Origin of the sequence: Variovorax paradoxus (genome assembly GCF_902712855.1) — a bacterium.
In the GTDB taxonomy this organism is placed as follows: Bacteria; Pseudomonadota; Gammaproteobacteria; order Burkholderiales; family Burkholderiaceae_C; genus Variovorax; species Variovorax paradoxus_Q.
Genome location: NZ_LR743507.1, coordinates 1,262,991 through 1,280,427, shown reverse-complemented (window position 1 = coordinate 1,280,427; position 17,437 = coordinate 1,262,991). Strand labels below are relative to the sequence as shown.

Here is a 17,437-nt window from a genome sequence, read left to right as displayed (position 1 = left end):
CCAGACAGAGAAAGAAGCACCCCTATGTCATACCCCTACGGCGGACGCAGCCACTACAGCGTCGTCATCGTCGGCGGCGGCCAGGCCGGCCTGTCGCTGAGCCACTGCCTGCAGCAGCGCGGCATCGACCACCTGGTGATCGAGAAGCGCAGCCTCGTGCACACCTGGCGCACGCAGCGCTGGGACTCGTTCTGCCTGGTCACGCCCAACTGGCAGTGCCAGCTCCCCGGCTGGGGCTACACCGGCGCCGATCCGCACGGCTTCATGGTCAAGGAACAGATCAACGAATGGCTCGCGGGCTTCGTGCAGCACGTGAATGCGCCGGCCATCGAGGGCGTGACCGTGGAGCGCGTCTCGCGCGTTCCCGCCGCGGGCGAGCGCGACCGCTTCTGCGTGCAGACGGATGTCGGCATCTACACCGCCGACCAGGTGGTGGTGGCCTCGGGCGGCTACCACCGCCCCATCGTGCCGCGCCTGGCCGAGAAGCTGCCGGCGCACGTGGCGCAGTTCCACTCGGCGCAGTACCGCAACCCCGCGCAGTTGCCCGAAGGCCCGGTGCTGGTCGTCGGCTGCGGCCAGTCGGGTGCGCAGATCGCCGAAGACCTGCACCTGGCCGGCCGCAAGGTGCACCTGGCCACCGGCAACGCGCCGCGCTGCGCGCGCTTCTACCGGGGGCGCGAGGTGGTCGACTGGCTGGCCGACATGAAGTACTACGACATGCCCGTCACCGAGCATCCGCTGCGCGAAGGCGTGCGCGACAACACCAACCACTACGTGACCGGCCGCGACGGCGGACGCGACATCGACCTGCGGCGCTTCGCGCTCGAAGGCATGGAGCTCTACGGCCTGCTGAGCGGCTTCGACGAGGGCCACTTCGAGCTGCAGCCCAACCTGCGCGACAACCTCGACCAGGCCGACGCCACCTACAACCGCATCAACGCGTCGATCGACAGGCACATCGCGGCCCTCGGCATCGAGGCGCCGCCGCCCTCGGTCTACACACCGGTGTGGGAACCGGCGCAGGAGCGCACGCGGCTCGACCTCGCCGCCGCCGGCATCGCCAGCGTGGTGTGGTGCATCGGCTTCTCGCCGGACTTCGCGTGGGTCGATGCGCCGGTGTTCAACGGGCGCGGCGCGCCGGTGCACCTGCGCGGCGTGACGAACGAGCCGGGCCTCTACTTCCTGGGCCTGCCATGGCTGCACACCTGGGGGTCGGGGCGCTTCTCTGGCGTGGCGCGCGACGCGGAGTTTCTGGCACAAGCCATCGCGCAGAAGAAGAAGGAGGGAGCGCGCAACACCGCCGATGGCGAAGCGGCCGAAGCGTTGCAGGTCCTGCGCGCCGCCTGACCACGGCAAGCGCGGCAGGCCTCCTCAGGCCTGCGCTTCGGTCAGCGCCTGCGCCGCCACCACCGCCTCGGTGCGGTTGCGCACGTTGAGCGCCCGGAAGATCGCGGCAAGGTGAATCTTCACGGTGCCTTCGCTGATGCCCAGGCTGCGCCCGATCAGCTTGTTGGGCTTGCCCTGCGACAGCAGCTGCAGCACCTCGACCTGGCGCTCGGTCAGCACGCTGCGCAGGTGCTCCAGCGTCTGGGTGCCGCCGGCGCCGCTGCCGTTGCCGCCGCGCGCGAACGCCTCGGGTGCCGCCTGCGGCGACACGCCCGCCACGATGCCCGGCGGCAGCGCGGTGAGCATCATCGGCGGCACATACACGCCGCCGGCCAGCACCAGCCGCACGGCCGAGAGCATCACGTCGGGGGAATAGGCCTTGGGAATGAAGCCCAGCACGCCGCGCTCGAGCGCGCTGCGCATGATGGCGGGGTCTTCGTAGCCCGACAGCACGATGACCGGCACGGCCGGATGGCGGCGGCGGATGTCGTCGATGTGGGCCTGCCCGTCGGCGCCGGGCATGTTGAGGTCGATCAGGGCCAGGTCGAGATCGTCGGTCGCCCCGGCCAGCAATTCGTCGACGCTCATCGCCAGTACGAATTCGATGCCAGGCTCCAGCTCCGACAACTTGGCTTTGACCGCCTCGATGACGAGCCGGTGGTCGTCGGCGATCAGGATTTTCATGGCATTTCCCCGTGTCCCAGCATGCAGAGATCTTTGCAGACGCTGAAGATACCGGCGAAAGCCCGGCACAGCAAGGCCGGCGGCCCCACCAACGGCATAGACCCCAAGCGGTATGGCGCACGCGCGGCCTCGTTTGAAACAATGAACGCCCACTCGAAGGAACCGGGGACATGGGCATGTGCCATCGCTGCAGACGCCGGTGCAAGGCATCCTTCGCCACCCACGACTGAGCGGGCCCGCCCATGGCCCGCCTTTTCGACTGCTTTTCCGCCCTCGTCTCGTTCGGCCTGGCGCTGGACGCGTCGATCGCGGCCGGCGCGCCGATGCGTCCGCACGAGGCGGCCCAGCATGAAGCACGCCGGCTGATCGATCACGCGCGCGCCGCCGCCGACGCCGCAGGCACGCCCGCCGCGCAGGTGGAATCCGCGGCTTTCGCCATGGTGGCCTGGATCGACGAGATCCTGGCGCGCCACCCCGGCGCCAACGGCACCGCGCCGCTGCAGGTGCAGCTCTTCAACTCCAACAACGCGCACAGCGAGTTCTTCCATCACCTCTCGGCCCTGGGCTCCGGCGACGACGACGTGCGCGAGGTCTACTGGCATGCGATGGCGCTCGGGTTCAAGGGCCAGTACTACTTCGAGGAAGGCGACCAGGGCGAGCTCGGCAAGCTGAAGGACCTGCACGGCCAGCAGCTGCGCACGCGCCTGATGGCCGCTGCAAGCCTCGCGCAGGAACGCATCACGCCGCAACCCTACGGCGTGGCCGACCCGCGCGGCCCCAACGACACGCGCCGGCGCGACCGCACGCTGCTGCGCAGCAGCGCCGCGCTCGCGCTGATGCTGCCGCTGCTCTACCTGCTGTGGCTGTGGTCGACCGGGCCGCCCGCCATGCCCACCGGCCTGAGCCAGCGCGTGGAGCAGCACCTGCAGAGCTTCGCTTGCGCCGACCTCACCGTCACGGTGGAGCCGGACGGTCGCACGCGCGTGGGGGGCTTCGTCTCGCAGCCCGGCGACCTGCCGCGCGTCGAGGCGGAAGTGAGCGCCATGCCCGGCGTGCGCGCGCCGCAGTTCGACATCGGCCTGCGCGTGTGGCCGCACTGCGAGGTGTTCTCCATCCTCAAGCCCTACCAGGTGCGCAATGTCGAGAAGGCCTACGGCCTCGACGTGGAAGCGCCCTCGGCGGTCGACGGCAAGCTGCGCGAGGGCGACAGCGTGCGCGTGCAGGTGGTGGCGCCGCGCCACGACAGCTACATCTGGGTCGACTACTACACGGTCGACGGCTCGGTGATGCACCTCAACCCGGGCCATGCGCCGCTGGCGCTGCGCGCCGGCCAGACGCTGGAACTGGGGCGCGACATCCCGTCGAGCTGGCTCGTCAGCCCGCCCTTCGGCAGCGTGCTGGTCACGGTGCTGTCGGCGCCGATGCCGTTCAGCGAGACCTCCGACCGGCCACCGTTCGAACTCGCATCGGCCTACATGCTGCGGCTTCGCGAAGCGCTCGCGGCCAGCAAGAACAGCGAGCGGCTGATTGCCGACTTCGTCTTCCTCGAGACCGTCCCGCGCTGACATGAACGCCCTGCTCTCCCCCGCCCTCCGCTTCTGGCTGCTGCTGTCGCTGTGCCTGCTCGGCTTCGGCCTGCTGTACGCGGTGGTGCGCGATGCCGGCTGCGGCGCGCGCAGGCGCGGCCTGATGCGGCGCATCGCGGCACTCGGAACGCCGGCCGCCGAGGCGGACCAGCTCGCGGTCGACGCGCTGCGCGAGGGCATGTCGCAGGCGCAGCAGGCCCTGCGTCGCAGCCAGCGCTCGAAGGCCGCGGCACCGGTGCCGTGGTTCCTGTTCTTCGGAAGCAAGGACGCCGGTGTGCCGGCGCTGCTGGCCGCCGCGCGCGGCGAACGCGCACCGGCCGGCGGCGACGGCATGGCCCGCCTTGCCACCGGCGATCCGTTCGGCGGCGCATGGTGGCACTGGTGGCTCACCGGCACGACCGTGGCGGTGGAAACCCATCCGGGCCTGGCGGGCGACACCGGCGGCACGCCGGCGATGCGCGGCCTGTGGCTGCAGTCGCTGCTCGCACTGGCAGAGCGGCGCGACCGCCTGCCCCTCAACGGCCTCGTGGTGTGCGTGGGCGTGCGCGAGCTGCTGCACGACGATGCGACCGAACTCAGGCCGCGGGCCGCGCGCCTGCGCCAGCTCATCGACGAGACCGGCGATACGCTGCGGCTGCAGATGCCCACCTACCTGCTGGTGACCGGCCTGGAGCAGCTCACCGGCTATGCGGCACTGCGTGCGGCGCTGCCGGACCAGGTGCTCAAGCAGGCCATCGGCCACCGCTTGACGGACCCGTCGGCCTTCATCGACACACCGGCCACCGAGCGCTTCGATGCGGTGTTCGACCCCATCGCGCAGCAGCTGCACCGGCTGCGCATGGCCCTGCTGCGCGAAGGACCCGATGCGGCCGGGCGCCTGGCGGTCCATTCGTTCGTGGAGGAAGTGCGTGCGCTGCAGCCGGGCCTGCGGCAGTTCGCCGAGGTGCTGTTCGAAAGCCACGGCAGGGGCACGCGCATGCCGCGATGGCGCGGCCTGTACCTCACCGCTTCCGCGTCTCAGGATGGGCGCCATGTCGAAGGCGCCTTCGTCGACGACCTGTTCACGCGCTTCCTGCCGGCCGACCAGCCGCTGGTGCGGCCGGGCCGTCCATCGTCGAACGGGCCGCCCGCGCTGCAGTGAGCCCCCGCGTTGCGCTACTTGCTGTCGATGCGGATCTGCCGCGCGCCGAAGTTCACGTCGAACGTGTGCGCCTTGCCGGTGGTGACCGGCCGTACCTCGCGCCAGCGCGCGCGGTCGAGGTCGCGAAACGCTGCCATCACGCCGATGGCCTTCGCGTCGGGCGGCAGGTTGAACTCGAGCCGCTTGCTCTCGCCGGGACGCAGCAGCACCTCTTCGCGCTGCACGAGTTCGGCGCCGAGCGTGGCCTGGTCCTTCTCGAACAGCGAGAAGAAGTCGGCGCCTTCGAACGGGCCCGGCGACTTCAGCGCATACACGCGCACCGTGAGCGGCGATGCGCGTCCGCGTGCGTCGGGGTTGGCGTCGGCGCCGGCCACGAGATTGACCGACGCCGTGGTGACCACCGGCTTGGCCGCGCACCCCGTGAACAGAAGACCCGCTGCAGCAAGGCCAAGGACGGTGAAGCGGCGCCGCGTCGCTTCGGCAGCAGGGCCTTCATCGGCGACGTTGCAGGAGGCTTCATAGGACGAATGGTGTGTACCCAGCGTGCGCATGCTATTCCCTTCGTTGCATTGACCGGTTCAGGTGCTTCTTTGATTATCACCAGCCAACTCGAACAGGCAACATGCTGACCAACGAACTTGCAGCCACATTGCTCGCGCCCATCGGCGAGGCCTCGCCATGCGGCGACGATCTCGAATACGACGCGGACTTCATGGCCCTGGTCGCAGCAGCGCAAGGCAAGCCCGAGCAGCAGTTCGGCGACACCGTGATCCCCGCGGTCGAGCCCGAGTGGCGCGAAGTGGGCGAGCAGGCGGAGTCGATCCTTCGCCGCAGCAAGGACGTGCGCGCCGCCGTGCTGCTGCTGCGCGCATCGGCACGCACGCAGGGCGTGGCCGGCTTCGCCGCCGGCATGCAGCTGCTCAACGGACTGCTCGACACTTTCTGGGAGGGCATACATCCAAAGCTGGATGCCGACGACGACAACGACCCGACGATGCGCCTCAACGCGCTCGCGCCGCTCACCGACGAGACGATGGGCCTGCGCGACCTGTACGAGGCGCAGGTCGGCATCGCGCGCGGCGTGGGAGCCATCCGCGTGCGCGACATCGCCATCGCGCACAACACGCTCACCGCCGTCGGCGGCGAGCCCACCTATTCGATCGCGCAGGTGCAGGGCGGCCTCGAGGCGATCCGGGACGAGCGGCCCGAGTCCATCCAGGCGGCAGTGGAACTGCTCGCGCTGATCGACGGGTTGCACAGGCTCATCGTCGATCGCACCGGCCGCGCCGATGCCGTCGATCTCGATCCGCTGCGCGCCATCGGCCGCGTGCTCCACAAGGCCTGCGCATCGGCCGGCGGCTCGCCCGCCGATGCGGACGAAGCTGCAGGCGACGCCGGCGCCGACGTGCAGTCCGCAGGCGCTGCGGCCGCGCGCCCCGCCGCGATGCGCGGCGAGATCCAGAACCGGCAGGACGCCGTGCAGATGCTCGACCGCGTGATCCGCTATCTCGAGCAGGCCGAGCCCGGCAACCCCGCGCCGCTGCTGATCGAGCGCGCCAAGAAGCTCATCGGCGTGAGCTTCCTCGAGATCATGGCCAACCTCGCGCCCAACGCGATGGACACGATCGAGACGGTCACGGGCAGACGCCCGTCCGACTGAGTCCACCCCTTCCAGACACCTGTCCCCTTTCACCCCCGCAAGGAGCATCTCCATGGCCAAGAGCAGTCAGAAATTCATCGCCCGCAACCGGGCGCCCCGGGTCCAGATCGAGTACGACGTGGAGCTGTACGGTGCCGAGAAGAAGGTGCAGCTGCCCTTCGTGACGGGCGTGCTGGCCGACCTCTCGGGCAAGCCGGCCGATCCGCTCGCGCCGGTGGCCGACCGCAAGTTCCTGGAGATCGACGTCGACAACTTCGACTCGCGCATGAAGGCCATGAAGCCGCGTGCGGCGTTCGCGGTGGAGAACTCGCTCACCGGCGAAGGCGACCTGAAGGTCGAGCTCACCTTCGAGAACATGGACGACTTCTCGCCCGCCGCCGTGGCCCGCAAGGTGGGCGCGCTCAACAAGCTGCTCGAGGCGCGCACCCAGCTGTCGAACCTGGTGACCTACATGGACGGCAAGGGCGGCGCCGAGGAGCTGCTGGCCAAGGTGCTGGAAGACCCGGCCCTGCTGCAGACGCTCGCCGCGAGCAAGAAGCCCGAAGACGGCGGCACGCCGGCTGCCTGAGCGCCGCCAACCCATTCGCCAGAACCACCGGTACACGAGGAGTAACCACCATGGCCGAAGCACTCGAACAGAGCGCGCTGAAAGATGTCGCGTACGCGGGCAGCGACTTTTCGTCGCTGCTGCAGAAGGAATTCAAGCCGCGCAGCGACGAAGCCAAGAGCGCCGTCGAAGCCGCCGTGCTCACGCTGGCGCAGCAGGCGCTGAGCAACAGCACCGTCATCGGCAAGGACGTCACCAAGTCGATCCAGGCCATGATCGCCGCGATCGACGCCAAGCTCACCGACCAGGTCAACAAGATCATCCACCACCCCGACTACCAGAAGCTCGAGAGTGCATGGCGCGGCCTGCACTACATGGTGAACAACACCGAGACCGACGAGCACCTGAAGATCCGCGTGATGGACATCTCCAAGCAGGAGCTGGCCAAGAGCCTGAAGAAGTTCAAGGGCGCGGCCTGGGACCAGAGCCCGATGTTCAAGAAGATCTACGAGCAGGAGTACGGCCAGTTCGGCGGCGAGCCCTTCGGCGCGCTGGTGGGCGACTACCACTTCGACCAGAGCCCGCCCGACGTGGAGCTGCTCGGCGAGATGGCCAAGATCGCGGCCTCCGCGCATGCGCCCTTCATCACCGGCGCAAGCCCGAACCTGATGCAGATGGAGTCGTGGCAGGAACTCGCCAACCCGCGCGACCTGACCAAGATCTTCCTCACGCCCGAGTACGCCGCATGGCGTTCGCTGCGCGAATCGGACGATGCCAAGTACCTCGGGCTGTGCATGCCGCGCTTCCTGGCGCGCACGCCCTATGGCGCCAACACCAACCCGGTGGAGGAGTTCGACTTCGAGGAGGACACCGCCGGCGCCGACCACGGCAAGTACGCCTGGGCCAACGCGGCCTACGCCATGGCCACCAACATCAACCGCTCGTACAAGCTGTACGGGTGGGGATCGCGCATCCGCGGGATCGAGTCGGGCGGCGCGGTCGAGAACCTGCCGCTGCACACCTTCCCGAGCGACGACGGCGGCGTGGACCAGAAGTGCCCCACCGAGATCGCCATCAGCGACCGGCGCGAGGCCGAGCTGTCGAAGGCCGGGCTGCTGTCGCTCATCCACCGCAAGAACTCCGACTTCGCGGCCTTCATCGGCGCGCAGTCGCTGCACAAGCCGGCCGAGTACGACGACCCCGACGCCACGGCCAACGCCAACCTGGCGGCGCGCCTGCCCTACCTGTTCGCCTGCAACCGCTTCGCGCACTACCTCAAGTGCATCGTGCGCGACAAGATCGGCAGCTTCAAGGAGCGCGAGGAAATGCAGCGCTGGCTCAACAAGTGGATCATGAACTACGTGGACGGCGACCCCGTCAACTCGTCGGAGACCACCAAGGCGCAGAAGCCGCTGGCCGCCGCCGAGGTGGTGGTGGAAGAGGTCGAGGGCAACCCCGGCTACTACACCTCCAAGTTCTTCCTGCGCCCGCACTACCAGCTCGAAGGCCTCACGGTCTCGCTGCGGCTGGTGTCGAAGCTGCCGTCGGCCAAGGGCGGCAAGTAGGCGAAATTTTTTCCGAAGAACCGCCACGAAGACTTTGAAACCCGCGTGGCCTCTTCGTTCTAGAGACAGCCGGCGACAGGACGTCGCCCGGCACCCACAGGCAAGAGTCCGGGGAGGCCCGGAGCGCTTTTTCAACCACCCGGCCGCATCGCAAGGCCACTCAGGAGAAAGAACATGATCGACTGCCATTTCAAGATCGACGGCGTCAAGGGCGAAGCCGTGCACAAGGACCACAAGGAAGAGATCGAGCTCATGAGCTGGAGCTGGAACGTGCACAACGCCACCTGCACGGTCGGCGGCGGCTCGTCGGTCGGCAAGGGCTCGCCCGGCATGGTCACCCTGACCAAGAAGTTCGACAGTGCCTCGCCCACGCTCGCCAAGGCCTGCGCCAACGGCAAGCACTTCGACAAGGCCACGCTCGTGATGGCCAAGTCGGGCGAAGGCCAGCAGACCTTCATGACCGTCACCTTCAAGGAAGTGCGCATCGCCGACTTCAACGTGAGCGCGGCGCAGGGCGGCGAAGTGCACGAGAGCGTGGCCGTCTCGTACGGCGACATCGAGTTCGCCTACAAGCCGCAGAAGGCCGACGGCACGATGGGCGGCGACATCAAGTTCGGCTGGGACACGCGCACCACCGAGACGCGCTGAGCGCGCAAGGCATCGCCGGCGGCACCAGCCCCGGCGGTGCGCTTCCTCTCCTTCGGGCACCTGCGCGGTGGTCCCGTTGTCCGGTGACGAGGCCGCCCAGGCCGCCGAGGTTGAAATGGCTACGACACCCCCCATCAAGACGCGCCTGGAGTCGCCCGAGCTCACGAGCCAGCAGCCGGCCGCCGTGCAGCAGCGCCTGAGCCTGTGCCTGGCATCGGACGCGCACAACATCCGCCCCCGCACCGGAGGCGATCATGTCAAGGCGATCCAGGAGGCGCTCGAGGCCATCCGCAAGCGCATGCCCGGCATCGGCCTCGAAGAGATCACCGACGCGCGCGGCACCTTCGGCCCCTCCACCGAGAAGGCGGTGGGCAAGTACAAGGCGCACTTCGGCATCGTGCGCCCGGGGCAGCCGCTGGACACCATCGTGGGCCGCGGCACCATCACCCAGATGGACGAGCACCTGAAATCGCCCGCGCCGCAGCCGGCGCCGGCCGCGGTGAAGTTCGTCTGCGGGCCCGACGTGACCGACCAGGTCGCCGCCACCTGGATGAAGATCCAGAGCGACTTCCGCGCACTGAACCGCGACCAGAAGGTCAAGGCCTGCAACACCATCCTGATTCCGGTGCAGATGCCCGACAACCCGTTCGAAGGCGGCATCCCGCTCGACCTGGATTCGCTCAAGCAGAAGGCGCAGATGTTCGCCGACATCAACGGCTGGGACACGCTGCCGCTGTTCCAGGGCGCATCGGCCTGGCTGCGCTCGCCGCCGGTGTACGACCCGGCGCTGAAAGGGCCGTGCGCCACGCCGTCCTCGGACACGCTTCCCGGCGCCGATCAGGCGAACCCCTTCGACCCGCTGCACGAGAGCCCCGACGTCTGCTCGAACACCGTGCAGGTCGCGGGCAAGTGCTGGCTCAACGGCACCGTCAACTACGGCACCTTCGGCGTCATGGTGCGGCTGTGCAGCGACTTCGCGGGCAGCGACCTGCGGCTGCGCTTCAACCCCGTGGTGCGCGCGGTGTACTCGCTGAGCTGGGCGGTGATGCTGATCCGCGCCTACAAGCGCTTCGGCCACGACCCGGAGGCCGCAGCGCTGCCCGTGGCCTGGACCGAGGCCACCTTCAACGGCGGCCCGCGCGCCACACCGGCATCGGCACCGCCGAACCGCCCGAAGTGCGAGTGCTCGTGCACCTGCAGCGGCAACACCGTGCCCTGGGACTACGTGTGGGAACCGGTGCACAACAGCCGCAAGGGCGCGGCGCCCTGAGCGCCCGCCACAGTTTCCGCAAGGACAAGGAGAACCCACCATGGCCGACATCTCGCCCGCCATCGCCACGCTGATGACCGTGCTGAAGGACGAGTTCCCGGGCGTCAAGCTCGATGCGGGCAACAACATCCAGCCCGGCACGCGGCACACCTCCGGCATCGCGCTGGACATCATGCTGAACTACAAGAAGGACGCCGATGCGCGCATCGGCAGACGCATCATGGCCGGCCTGGTCAAGAACTTCGAGGCCATGCAGTGGTCGGCGTTCATCTTCACCGTGCGCAACGCGACCACCAACGCACCCGTGCACTTCTGGGTGCGCGGCGCCGACGGCACCGGCTACGGCGGGCGCAAGCTGGAGGCCGGCAAATACACCGCCGACACGCGCCACGAGGACCACATCCACATCGACTGGGTGAACTTCAGCATGAAGAACACCGGCGCCACCTATGCCGTCAACCCGTACAGGCAGCCGCCCTCGTCGCAGCTGGTGGGCTTCGAGGCGGCGCTCAAGATCTTCCTGAAGACGGCGACGGACGCCGAGGTCGACGGCATCGTCGACACCATGTTTGCCAGCATGCCCGTGAGCGCGCCGAAGAAGCCCACGCCCGCGTGGGCCCGCGGCTGGTGGAAGGTGCAGCAGGAAGGACAGACCTACTACTACCTGATCGACGACACCAGCGGGGCGAGCTGGACCTACACGCGTCCCGTGTCGCAGACCACGCCCATGAGCAACCGGCAGAACGGCGGCAGCTGCACCTTCGGCAACGCCGGCGACATGAAGATCAGCTGGACGCCGTTGACCTCGAACGTCGGCACGGTCGAATCGTTCAAGGGCTCCGGCAGTGCGCTGACCGGCAGCTCCAACCGCGGCGGTGCACTCACCGCAGAAAGGATCTGACCATGAGCGACACAGGCATGACGGCCTTCTGCGGCATCGACGGCTGCAGGAAGTTCGAGAAGCTCGGCAGCGCCGGCGGCACCGTGCTCGGACTGGGCGCCCCGGTCGGGTCCGCGGCGCGCTGCCGCAACATGCCGGCCGACGTGCGCAAGGTGCAGGACGCGCTCAACCGCTTCACGCCGCTCGAGGGCGGCCCCAGCCCCGCGCTGGTGCCGGACGGAAAGTTCGGGCCGCTGACGCTGAAGGGTGTCACCGGTTTCCAGAAGAAGCACTTCGGCGTCGAAGGCGCCGACGGCGTGGTCGATCCGGGCAAGCGCACCGACAAGGCGCTGTGCGCCGCCGCCGGAACCTATCCCGACCTGCCCGCCGAGATGCAGAAGCACCGCGCACGCGCGATGCACATCATCAACCTGGCGCGCATGTCGGTCGACCGGGCGCGCTACTTCAAGACCGGCAAGCCCAACACCTGGGGCATCGGCAAGTCCGACTGGGAGAAGGCCACCCGGCACTTCCAGATCGACAAGTTTCCGGGCGCCAGCGGCTGGAGCACCGCGCTGGGTTTCGTGGACAGCATCTACCTCAACATGCAGACGGCGCTGGGCTACGTGCCGCGCGGTCTGGTGCTGGCGACGGACGAGCCGCTCACCAGCAACGAAGGCGCCTATGCCTTCACCTTCGCCGGCGGCTACGACCTCTCGCAGCGCAACCGCGAGTGGAACGGGATTCCCCGCGGCAGCATCTACCTGTGCGCCCGCATGCAGAACCTCGACAGCGATGCGTTCTCGTACGTGCTGATCCACGAGACGGCGCACTACGTCGGTCCGGTGGCGGAAACGCAGAACAGCATCACCGACTACGGCTACGCACACCGCAAGGACGGCAAATACCAGAAGCTGCTGCCCTGGCAGCGCACCCACAACGCCGACTGCTACGCGCAGCACGCCTTCGATGCGGCCGGCATTCCGTTCGATCTGAACGCGCATCTGCTGGTGAGCTCCTGACGCCCGCGTGCACGCGCCCTCGCGTGCCGGGCGCCGGGCGCCGCGGCTTCGGGCTCAGGTGGCCGGCGGCGGCTCGGCGATGGGCTCCATCAGCCGGGTGGCATCGGCGTCCTCGTCGATCACCCAGAGCGTGAGCGCGGTGTAGTTGTCGTGGCCGGGCTTGGCGTTGGCCTTGACCTGCGCGTCGATCAGTTCGGTCCACTGGCTCGGCGTGCGCGAGGCGTGCAGCGTGTCGATCAGCCGCTCGTCGCCCAGCGGCTCCCACACGCCGTCGCTGCACAGCAGCAGCACGTCGCCGGGCAGCAGGCGCATGCGGTCGGACACCGCGATGTCCGGCGCTTCCTCGATCGAGCCGAGCGCCGACAGCAGCATGTTGCGCTGCGGATGCAGCCGCGCACCCTCCTCGTCGAGCATGCCGCCGGCCACCATCTGCTGCACCAGGCTGTGGTCGGTGGTGCGCGCCACGATCGCGCCGCCGCGGAACAGGTAGGCGCGGCTGTCGCCGCTGTGCACCCAGGCCAGGGCCTGGCTCTCGAGATCGATGGCCGCGAAGACGACGGTCGAGCGCATGCCCGCGAGCTTTCCGCCTTCGGCCTGGCGCGCCACCACGTCGAGGTTGGCCTGCTCCACCAGCCGCCGCAGCGTGGGCTCGTCCAGCCCCGGCGCGGCCGAGAAGCCGCCGAGCATGCTGCTGCGCGCGGTGGCCGCGGCCACGTCGCCCCCGCCATGCCCGCCAGCGCCGTCGGCCACCAGGCAGGCGACGTAGCGCTCGTCGTACCAGTGGCCGTGGACGTCCTCGTTGTAGTTGCGGCCGCCCTGCCGGGAGAGCGTGACGATTTCGATTTCCAAGCGGTGTGCCTCGCGTGTGCTTCTGCTGCTGCCGTTGTCGTTCTCGTGGAGGGTCAGGCGTCGGACTTCAGGCGCGCCATCTGCTCCTCGTAGGCCTCGAGGAAGGCCTTGCCGAAGAGGCTGTGGAAGTCGTCCTCCGCCTCGCTCGCGATGCCGCCGTACAGCGACACGAACTGGTCCCACAGCTTGGCCTTGCGGTTGGCGGTGAACAGCGAGTCGAGCGCCGTCTTCGCGCTGATCTTCTTCTCGAGTTCACCCGGCTCGAAGCGCGCGATGACGTGGGCCAGCGCCGCGCGCATGCCGACCATCACGCCGAACTGGTGGGCGCGCAGGTCGTTGAAGGCGTCGCGCATCGCGGCCTCGGGCGGCATGAAGCCGCGCACGCCCGGCCCCAGCAGGTGCGCGAGCGCCACCTCGACCGTGGGCGAGAACTTCAGCGGGTTGTTGGCCTGCGCCGCGATCATCGTGACCTCTGCACGCACCTCGCGCTTGAACTCCTGGCGCGTGAGCAGCAGTTGCAGCGTGCCTTCGGTGGCGCTGCGCAGCATCGCGCCGACACGCTCCATCAGGCCGGGCGTGAGCATCTCGGGCGGCTGGTGCGTGCTGGCGAGCCCGCGCAGGAATGCGGCCAGCAGCTCGTCGTCGGTCGCTGTGCGCTCGGCCGGTGCGGCGCGCGGCGCGGGAGCCGGTGCGAGCGGTGGCACGTGGACGGGCGGCGGTGGCGGGTCGATGGCGCGTCCCGATACCTCGGGCCCGCTGATGCGGATCGGCTGGCCCGTCATGTCGTCGAAGTTGCCGGGTGCCGGTGCGTGTGCCGGTGCGTGTGCCGGTGGGTTCGCCGGTGCGGATGCAGGCGCCGGCACGGGCGGCGCGACGGCCTTCGGCGGCGTGAAGCCGAACTGGTCGATCGGCAGGTGGTCCGCGCGCGGCGTGGGTGTGGCGGGCGCGGCGCGCTGCAGCGCGGCCAGCGGATCGGTGTCCGAGGCGGTGTTGGGCTGCAGCAGCGGGTCGGCGAGCGGCGACAGCGCCAGCGGATCGCCGCCGATGCCGCCACCCGTGCCGCTGTTCATGCCGCCGAACAGCTCGTCGATGCCTGTCGCCTTGCCGTGCGCGGGCGCACCGAGGTCGGAGAAGTCGTCGAGCGCGCCAAGCCCGCCGGCAGGCGAAGCGGCCGCCGGCGAAGGCGTGGGCCCGAGCAGGTTCGCGAACGGGTCGATGCTGGCGGCCTGCGCGTTGCGCGAGCCGCTCTGCATCGGGTCGGGGAACAGCAGCGGATCGGCCGGCGCCGCGGCGGGCGACCGCGCAGGCGCCATGGACGGTGCAGCAGGCGGCGCGAGCCCCGCCAGCAGGTCGGCGAAGGGATCGTCGCTCGACGGCGCGGCGGCGGCCGCACCCGGCGTGCCCAGCACCGTGTTCGGAATGATCGGCACGGAACCAGCCGCAGCGGCCCCAGAAGCCGGTGCGCCTGCGGCCTTTGCGCGCACCGTGAGTTCGAAGCTGCCGATGACCAGCCGCGCGCCATCGCCCAGCGCGGCTTCCTTGCCGGAGCCGAGCGACACGCCGTTGCACTGCATCGGATTGCTGCCGCGGTCGATGACGAAGTACTGCCCGTCGCGGCACAGCACCTGCGCGTGCACGCGCGACACCGTGCGGTCGGGATCGTCGAGCACCAGCGTGTTGGTGTCGGCGCGGCCGATGGTGCCGCCGTTGGGCCCGAAGTCCGCGGCGATGGACTGCCCCGCCGGAGCGCCTTGCCGGGTGATGACAGCGATATGGATCATGAAACGGCCCCCGAAGGCTCTGTGCCTGAATGCGCCCGAACAAACTCGCAGGGAGTATTCATTCCGTGGGACATGTTGGCAATCTCGCCTTAAGAGGTATGCCATTGCAGCCAGGCGGCGACGGCGGTGAAGATGAAGGCGACGAGGAGCCAGATGCGGGTGGCGGAGTCGATGCGGCGGGCGTTGCGCGTCCAGCGCCGCGCGGCGGCGAGCAGGAAGACGGCGGCCAGCGCGGAGAGGACGTACCTGGCAGCCATGCCGTGCATCCGTCAGTGCGCACCATCGAGCCAGCGCTGCTGCCGCCACGCCGGCGCGCGTGTCGGGAACAGCCATGTGCCGGGACGCAGCAGGCAGAGATGTTCGGCGGCGGCCCCGCGTTGCCGCTGGAAGCCGGCCCGGAGCACTTCGATGCAGCGCTCGACCGCAGGCGGACTTCCCATGAAGTACCGGGCGCCGGGCTGCCATCGATCGGCATTGGCGGACCACCACGCACTCACGCGCTGCGGGTCGGGCCACGGCAGACCGTCGTCTTCGTCGGTGCTCACGTCTTCGTCGCCCGGATCTTCGCTCGGCCCCGGCTCCGCATCTTCGGGCGGCTTGCGCTCCAATCCGGCGTCGGACAGGTCGATGCCGGTGATGAGGCTGAGCGACTCGCCAGCCAGACGCGCCAGCGCCGGGACCTCCATCTGCTGGAGAAGCCAAGGCACGTAATGAGGATCGCCGGCCGTGCCCACGCCACGTACCAGCATGCGCATGGCGTCCGGTTCCTGCGATAGCGCTTTCAGGTGCTCATGGGTCTCGCCGGGTTCGCACAGCTTGAGAACCAGGTCCAGGCTGCGCGCACGCAAGTCTCCGTGCGCCGAAGCAGCATCGTGGAGCGCCGCCACGGCGCCATGGCGATCGCCGAGCAGCACCGCCGCGCGCGCCGCATGCCATGCGCAGGCCGGATCTGCGTCTGCCATGGCGCCGGTGCACCGGGCGAGCAAGCCGGTCCGCCCCTGCTGTGCGATCACGCACAGGGCACGCGAGCGCAGTCCGGGATCGGCATCGCCCAGCGCATCGGCGGCGGCGGTGCTGCCGTCGACGCGGTGCATCGCGCACGACGCCAGCCCCACCTCGCGCCGGAACGGCGTCGGCGACTCGAGCAACCGCGAAGTGATGCCGCGAAGGCTCGATGCATCCACCCAGCCGAAGGCCGAGATGACGCCGCGTGCCGCGTCGGGCAGGGCTTCGGCGAGCGAAAGCAGCCGCTCGAGTGCCGCAGCATCCCGGTTGCCGATGGCATGGACCGTGGCCGCGAATGCCTCCCCGACACCTGCCCGCTCCAGCGCCGCACCGGCGGCCCGCGCCGCGAAGTCCCCCGCCTCTGCCATGCCGTCGAGGTGTGCTGCCAGCCGCTCGTCCTGGCGGGCAAGGTGGCGCAGCGCGACGTGCGGGGCGCGCACCACGAACGAGCGGGTGTTGCGCAGCATCGCGGCTTCCTCCGTGTGCCTGAACACCACGTCGGCAATGGGCATGCGTACATGGGACATGCGGACCTCGCCGTCATCAGTCCGGGAGCCCGCGACCCCAGAAGCACCGCACGGCTTGCGCATACAGACCGTCGGTCTTGTCCTCCAGGAACTCTTCGACGATGGCCATCGCGTTCAGGGGCTGCAAGTCGCCGTCGTCGAAGAAGGCGCTGCAGTCGATGCCGGTGGCCGCTTCGAACAGATGCCTTTCGAACATGATCTCGTCCTCGTCGATCTCAGGTGCCGACAGCCCCGCATGCAGGTGCCGCGCCAGTGCCCTCACGCTGAAGGCCTCTCCGTGCAGCACGGCGGCCTCGTCCGAGCCGTGGGCGACCTTCAGTTCCTCGTACTTCGCCATGACGAGTTCGCGGTACTCGGCGTCCGGCAGCGCGGCAACGCCGATCGGCCCCAGCTCCGGCTCCATCAGGCGCGAAAGGAAGACGCTCAGCACGCCCGTCTGCTCGCGCTTGCCGGAGTCGAGGTACATCTTCAGGGTCAGGGGAACCGTCCAGAGCCGCATCGACTGCTGGAAGGCGTGTGCGAGCTCGACCTGGTAGGCGGGCTCCCCGGCATCGAGCAGTTCGTCCCGAAAGTCCCGCACGAAGACCTTCAGAAGAACCGATGAGCCCGCATCGCCCACGAGTTCCGCGCAATAGCGCCAGAACACATCGTCCTTGAAGGACCGCATCGCACGCAGGAGCACCGGAAGTCCGTCGAAGCGGCCTTGCTTCGCGCGTTCGAGCGCCGCCGCAAAAACGATCCAGGGGTTGCCGTCCGCCAGCGTCGAAGCGGCCAGCAGGTCCACGCCCGGCGGCTCGGCGAACCGGTAGCCCATGGCGTCCCACTCGAGCGCGCCGCCGTCGAGAAGGAATGATGGAGTTTCGTGATTCATGCGGTCCTTTGCTTG

Annotated in this window: 17 protein-coding genes; 10 read left to right on the top strand and 7 right to left on the bottom strand. The window is 69.2% G+C overall.

Annotated elements, in window-relative coordinates; translation table 11 throughout:
• The first annotated feature begins 24 nt into the window (after nucleotides 1–24).
• Nucleotides 25–1,347, top strand: coding sequence for an MSMEG_0569 family flavin-dependent oxidoreductase (locus AACL56_RS05805; RefSeq protein WP_339088879.1), 1,323 nt, complete (start codon nucleotides 25–27; stop codon nucleotides 1,345–1,347).
• A 24-nt stretch (nucleotides 1,348–1,371) separates the two neighbouring features.
• Here AACL56_RS05805 and AACL56_RS05800 read toward each other — a convergent pair whose 3' ends face one another.
• The gene (locus tag AACL56_RS05800) at nucleotides 1,372–2,070 is read right to left on the bottom strand and encodes a response regulator transcription factor (protein ID WP_339088878.1); all 699 of its coding nucleotides are present in this window, start codon (nucleotides 2,068–2,070) and stop codon (nucleotides 1,372–1,374) included.
• A gap of 242 nt (nucleotides 2,071–2,312) precedes the next feature.
• Here AACL56_RS05800 and AACL56_RS05795 point away from each other — a divergent pair, with 242 nt between their 5' ends.
• Both AACL56_RS05795 and AACL56_RS05790 read left to right on the top strand, forming a co-directional pair.
• Nucleotides 2,313–3,635 (top strand): DotU family type IV/VI secretion system protein, encoded by a 1,323-nt coding sequence (locus AACL56_RS05795; RefSeq protein WP_339088877.1) that lies wholly within the window; start codon nucleotides 2,313–2,315, stop codon nucleotides 3,633–3,635.
• 1 nt (nucleotide 3,636) lies between these two features.
• A complete protein-coding gene (locus AACL56_RS05790; protein ID WP_339088876.1) occupies nucleotides 3,637–4,797 on the top strand; it encodes a type VI secretion system protein in 1,161 nt (386 codons plus the stop codon).
• A gap of 14 nt (nucleotides 4,798–4,811) precedes the next feature.
• On the opposite strand, the gene tssJ is transcribed toward AACL56_RS05790, so the two are convergent.
• Nucleotides 4,812–5,348, bottom strand: a complete 537-nt coding sequence (tssJ, locus tag AACL56_RS05785) for a type VI secretion system lipoprotein TssJ (protein WP_339088875.1) — start codon at nucleotides 5,346–5,348, stop codon at nucleotides 4,812–4,814.
• A 71-nt stretch (nucleotides 5,349–5,419) separates the two neighbouring features.
• On the opposite strand from tssJ, the gene tssA reads away from it, so the two are divergent.
• From tssA to AACL56_RS05750, 7 genes are all read left to right on the top strand, one after another.
• Nucleotides 5,420–6,457: a type VI secretion system protein TssA gene (gene tssA, locus AACL56_RS05780; RefSeq protein WP_339088874.1), complete on the top strand. Its 1,038-nt coding sequence runs from the start codon at nucleotides 5,420–5,422 to the stop codon at nucleotides 6,455–6,457.
• A 52-nt stretch (nucleotides 6,458–6,509) separates the two neighbouring features.
• Nucleotides 6,510–7,025 carry a type VI secretion system contractile sheath small subunit gene (gene tssB / locus AACL56_RS05775; protein WP_339088873.1) on the top strand — a complete coding sequence of 172 codons (516 nt, stop codon included), beginning with the start codon at nucleotides 6,510–6,512 and terminating at the stop codon, nucleotides 7,023–7,025.
• Nucleotides 7,026–7,075: 50 nt separating this feature from the next.
• Complete coding sequence (gene tssC / locus AACL56_RS05770) at nucleotides 7,076–8,569, top strand: type VI secretion system contractile sheath large subunit (protein WP_339088872.1); 1,494 nt, start codon at nucleotides 7,076–7,078, stop codon at nucleotides 8,567–8,569.
• A 174-nt stretch (nucleotides 8,570–8,743) separates the two neighbouring features.
• On the top strand, nucleotides 8,744–9,217 hold the full coding sequence (locus AACL56_RS05765) for an Hcp family type VI secretion system effector (RefSeq protein WP_339088871.1): 474 nt from the start codon (nucleotides 8,744–8,746) through the stop codon (nucleotides 9,215–9,217).
• Between the two features lie 115 nt (nucleotides 9,218–9,332).
• Nucleotides 9,333–10,487 (top strand): peptidoglycan-binding domain-containing protein, encoded by a 1,155-nt coding sequence (locus AACL56_RS05760; protein WP_339088870.1) that lies wholly within the window; start codon nucleotides 9,333–9,335, stop codon nucleotides 10,485–10,487.
• Nucleotides 10,488–10,527: 40 nt separating this feature from the next.
• On the top strand, nucleotides 10,528–11,388 hold the full coding sequence (locus AACL56_RS05755; RefSeq protein ID WP_339088869.1) for a hypothetical protein: 861 nt from the start codon (nucleotides 10,528–10,530) through the stop codon (nucleotides 11,386–11,388).
• Between the two features lie 2 nt (nucleotides 11,389–11,390).
• Complete coding sequence (locus tag AACL56_RS05750) at nucleotides 11,391–12,389, top strand: peptidoglycan-binding domain-containing protein (protein ID WP_339088868.1); 999 nt, start codon at nucleotides 11,391–11,393, stop codon at nucleotides 12,387–12,389.
• 54 nt (nucleotides 12,390–12,443) lie between these two features.
• On the opposite strand, the gene AACL56_RS05745 is transcribed toward AACL56_RS05750, so the two are convergent.
• The 5 genes from AACL56_RS05745 to AACL56_RS05725 form a co-directional block, all read right to left on the bottom strand.
• The gene (locus AACL56_RS05745; protein WP_339088867.1) at nucleotides 12,444–13,238 is read right to left on the bottom strand and encodes a PP2C family protein-serine/threonine phosphatase; all 795 of its coding nucleotides are present in this window, start codon (nucleotides 13,236–13,238) and stop codon (nucleotides 12,444–12,446) included.
• A 53-nt stretch (nucleotides 13,239–13,291) separates the two neighbouring features.
• On the bottom strand, nucleotides 13,292–15,019 hold the full coding sequence (tagH, locus tag AACL56_RS05740) for a type VI secretion system-associated FHA domain protein TagH (RefSeq protein WP_339088866.1): 1,728 nt from the start codon (nucleotides 15,017–15,019) through the stop codon (nucleotides 13,292–13,294).
• 89 nt (nucleotides 15,020–15,108) lie between these two features.
• Nucleotides 15,109–15,276, bottom strand: a complete 168-nt coding sequence (locus AACL56_RS05735; protein ID WP_339088865.1) for a hypothetical protein — start codon at nucleotides 15,274–15,276, stop codon at nucleotides 15,109–15,111.
• Between the two features lie 12 nt (nucleotides 15,277–15,288).
• Entirely contained in the window at nucleotides 15,289–16,536 is a 1,248-nt protein-coding gene (locus AACL56_RS05730; protein WP_339088864.1) for a TIGR02270 family protein, read from the bottom strand.
• Between the two features lie 31 nt (nucleotides 16,537–16,567).
• Nucleotides 16,568–17,422 carry a hypothetical protein gene (locus AACL56_RS05725; RefSeq protein WP_339088863.1) on the bottom strand — a complete coding sequence of 285 codons (855 nt, stop codon included), beginning with the start codon at nucleotides 17,420–17,422 and terminating at the stop codon, nucleotides 16,568–16,570.
• Nucleotides 17,423–17,437: the final 15 nt, after the last annotated feature.

Bases quoted from the DNA above. Each gene is read 5' to 3' on its own strand.
- AACL56_RS05805 (WP_339088879.1), top strand. From the start codon at position 25: ATGTCATACCCCTACGGCGGACGCAGCCACTACAGCGTCGTCATCGTC.
- AACL56_RS05800 (WP_339088878.1), bottom strand. From the start codon at position 2,070: ATGAAAATCCTGATCGCCGACGACCACCGGCTCGTCATCGAGGCGGTC.
- AACL56_RS05795 (WP_339088877.1), top strand. From the start codon at position 2,313: ATGGCCCGCCTTTTCGACTGCTTTTCCGCCCTCGTCTCGTTCGGCCTG.
- AACL56_RS05790 (WP_339088876.1), top strand. From the start codon at position 3,637: ATGAACGCCCTGCTCTCCCCCGCCCTCCGCTTCTGGCTGCTGCTGTCG.
- tssJ (WP_339088875.1), bottom strand. From the start codon at position 5,348: ATGCGCACGCTGGGTACACACCATTCGTCCTATGAAGCCTCCTGCAAC.
- tssA (WP_339088874.1), top strand. From the start codon at position 5,420: ATGCTGACCAACGAACTTGCAGCCACATTGCTCGCGCCCATCGGCGAG.
- tssB (WP_339088873.1), top strand. From the start codon at position 6,510: ATGGCCAAGAGCAGTCAGAAATTCATCGCCCGCAACCGGGCGCCCCGG.
- tssC (WP_339088872.1), top strand. From the start codon at position 7,076: ATGGCCGAAGCACTCGAACAGAGCGCGCTGAAAGATGTCGCGTACGCG.
- AACL56_RS05765 (WP_339088871.1), top strand. From the start codon at position 8,744: ATGATCGACTGCCATTTCAAGATCGACGGCGTCAAGGGCGAAGCCGTG.
- AACL56_RS05760 (WP_339088870.1), top strand. From the start codon at position 9,333: ATGGCTACGACACCCCCCATCAAGACGCGCCTGGAGTCGCCCGAGCTC.
- AACL56_RS05755 (WP_339088869.1), top strand. From the start codon at position 10,528: ATGGCCGACATCTCGCCCGCCATCGCCACGCTGATGACCGTGCTGAAG.
- AACL56_RS05750 (WP_339088868.1), top strand. From the start codon at position 11,391: ATGAGCGACACAGGCATGACGGCCTTCTGCGGCATCGACGGCTGCAGG.
- tagH (WP_339088866.1), bottom strand. From the start codon at position 15,019: ATGATCCATATCGCTGTCATCACCCGGCAAGGCGCTCCGGCGGGGCAG.
- AACL56_RS05735 (WP_339088865.1), bottom strand. From the start codon at position 15,276: ATGGCTGCCAGGTACGTCCTCTCCGCGCTGGCCGCCGTCTTCCTGCTC.
- AACL56_RS05730 (WP_339088864.1), bottom strand. From the start codon at position 16,536: ATGCCCATTGCCGACGTGGTGTTCAGGCACACGGAGGAAGCCGCGATG.
- AACL56_RS05725 (WP_339088863.1), bottom strand. From the start codon at position 17,422: ATGAATCACGAAACTCCATCATTCCTTCTCGACGGCGGCGCGCTCGAG.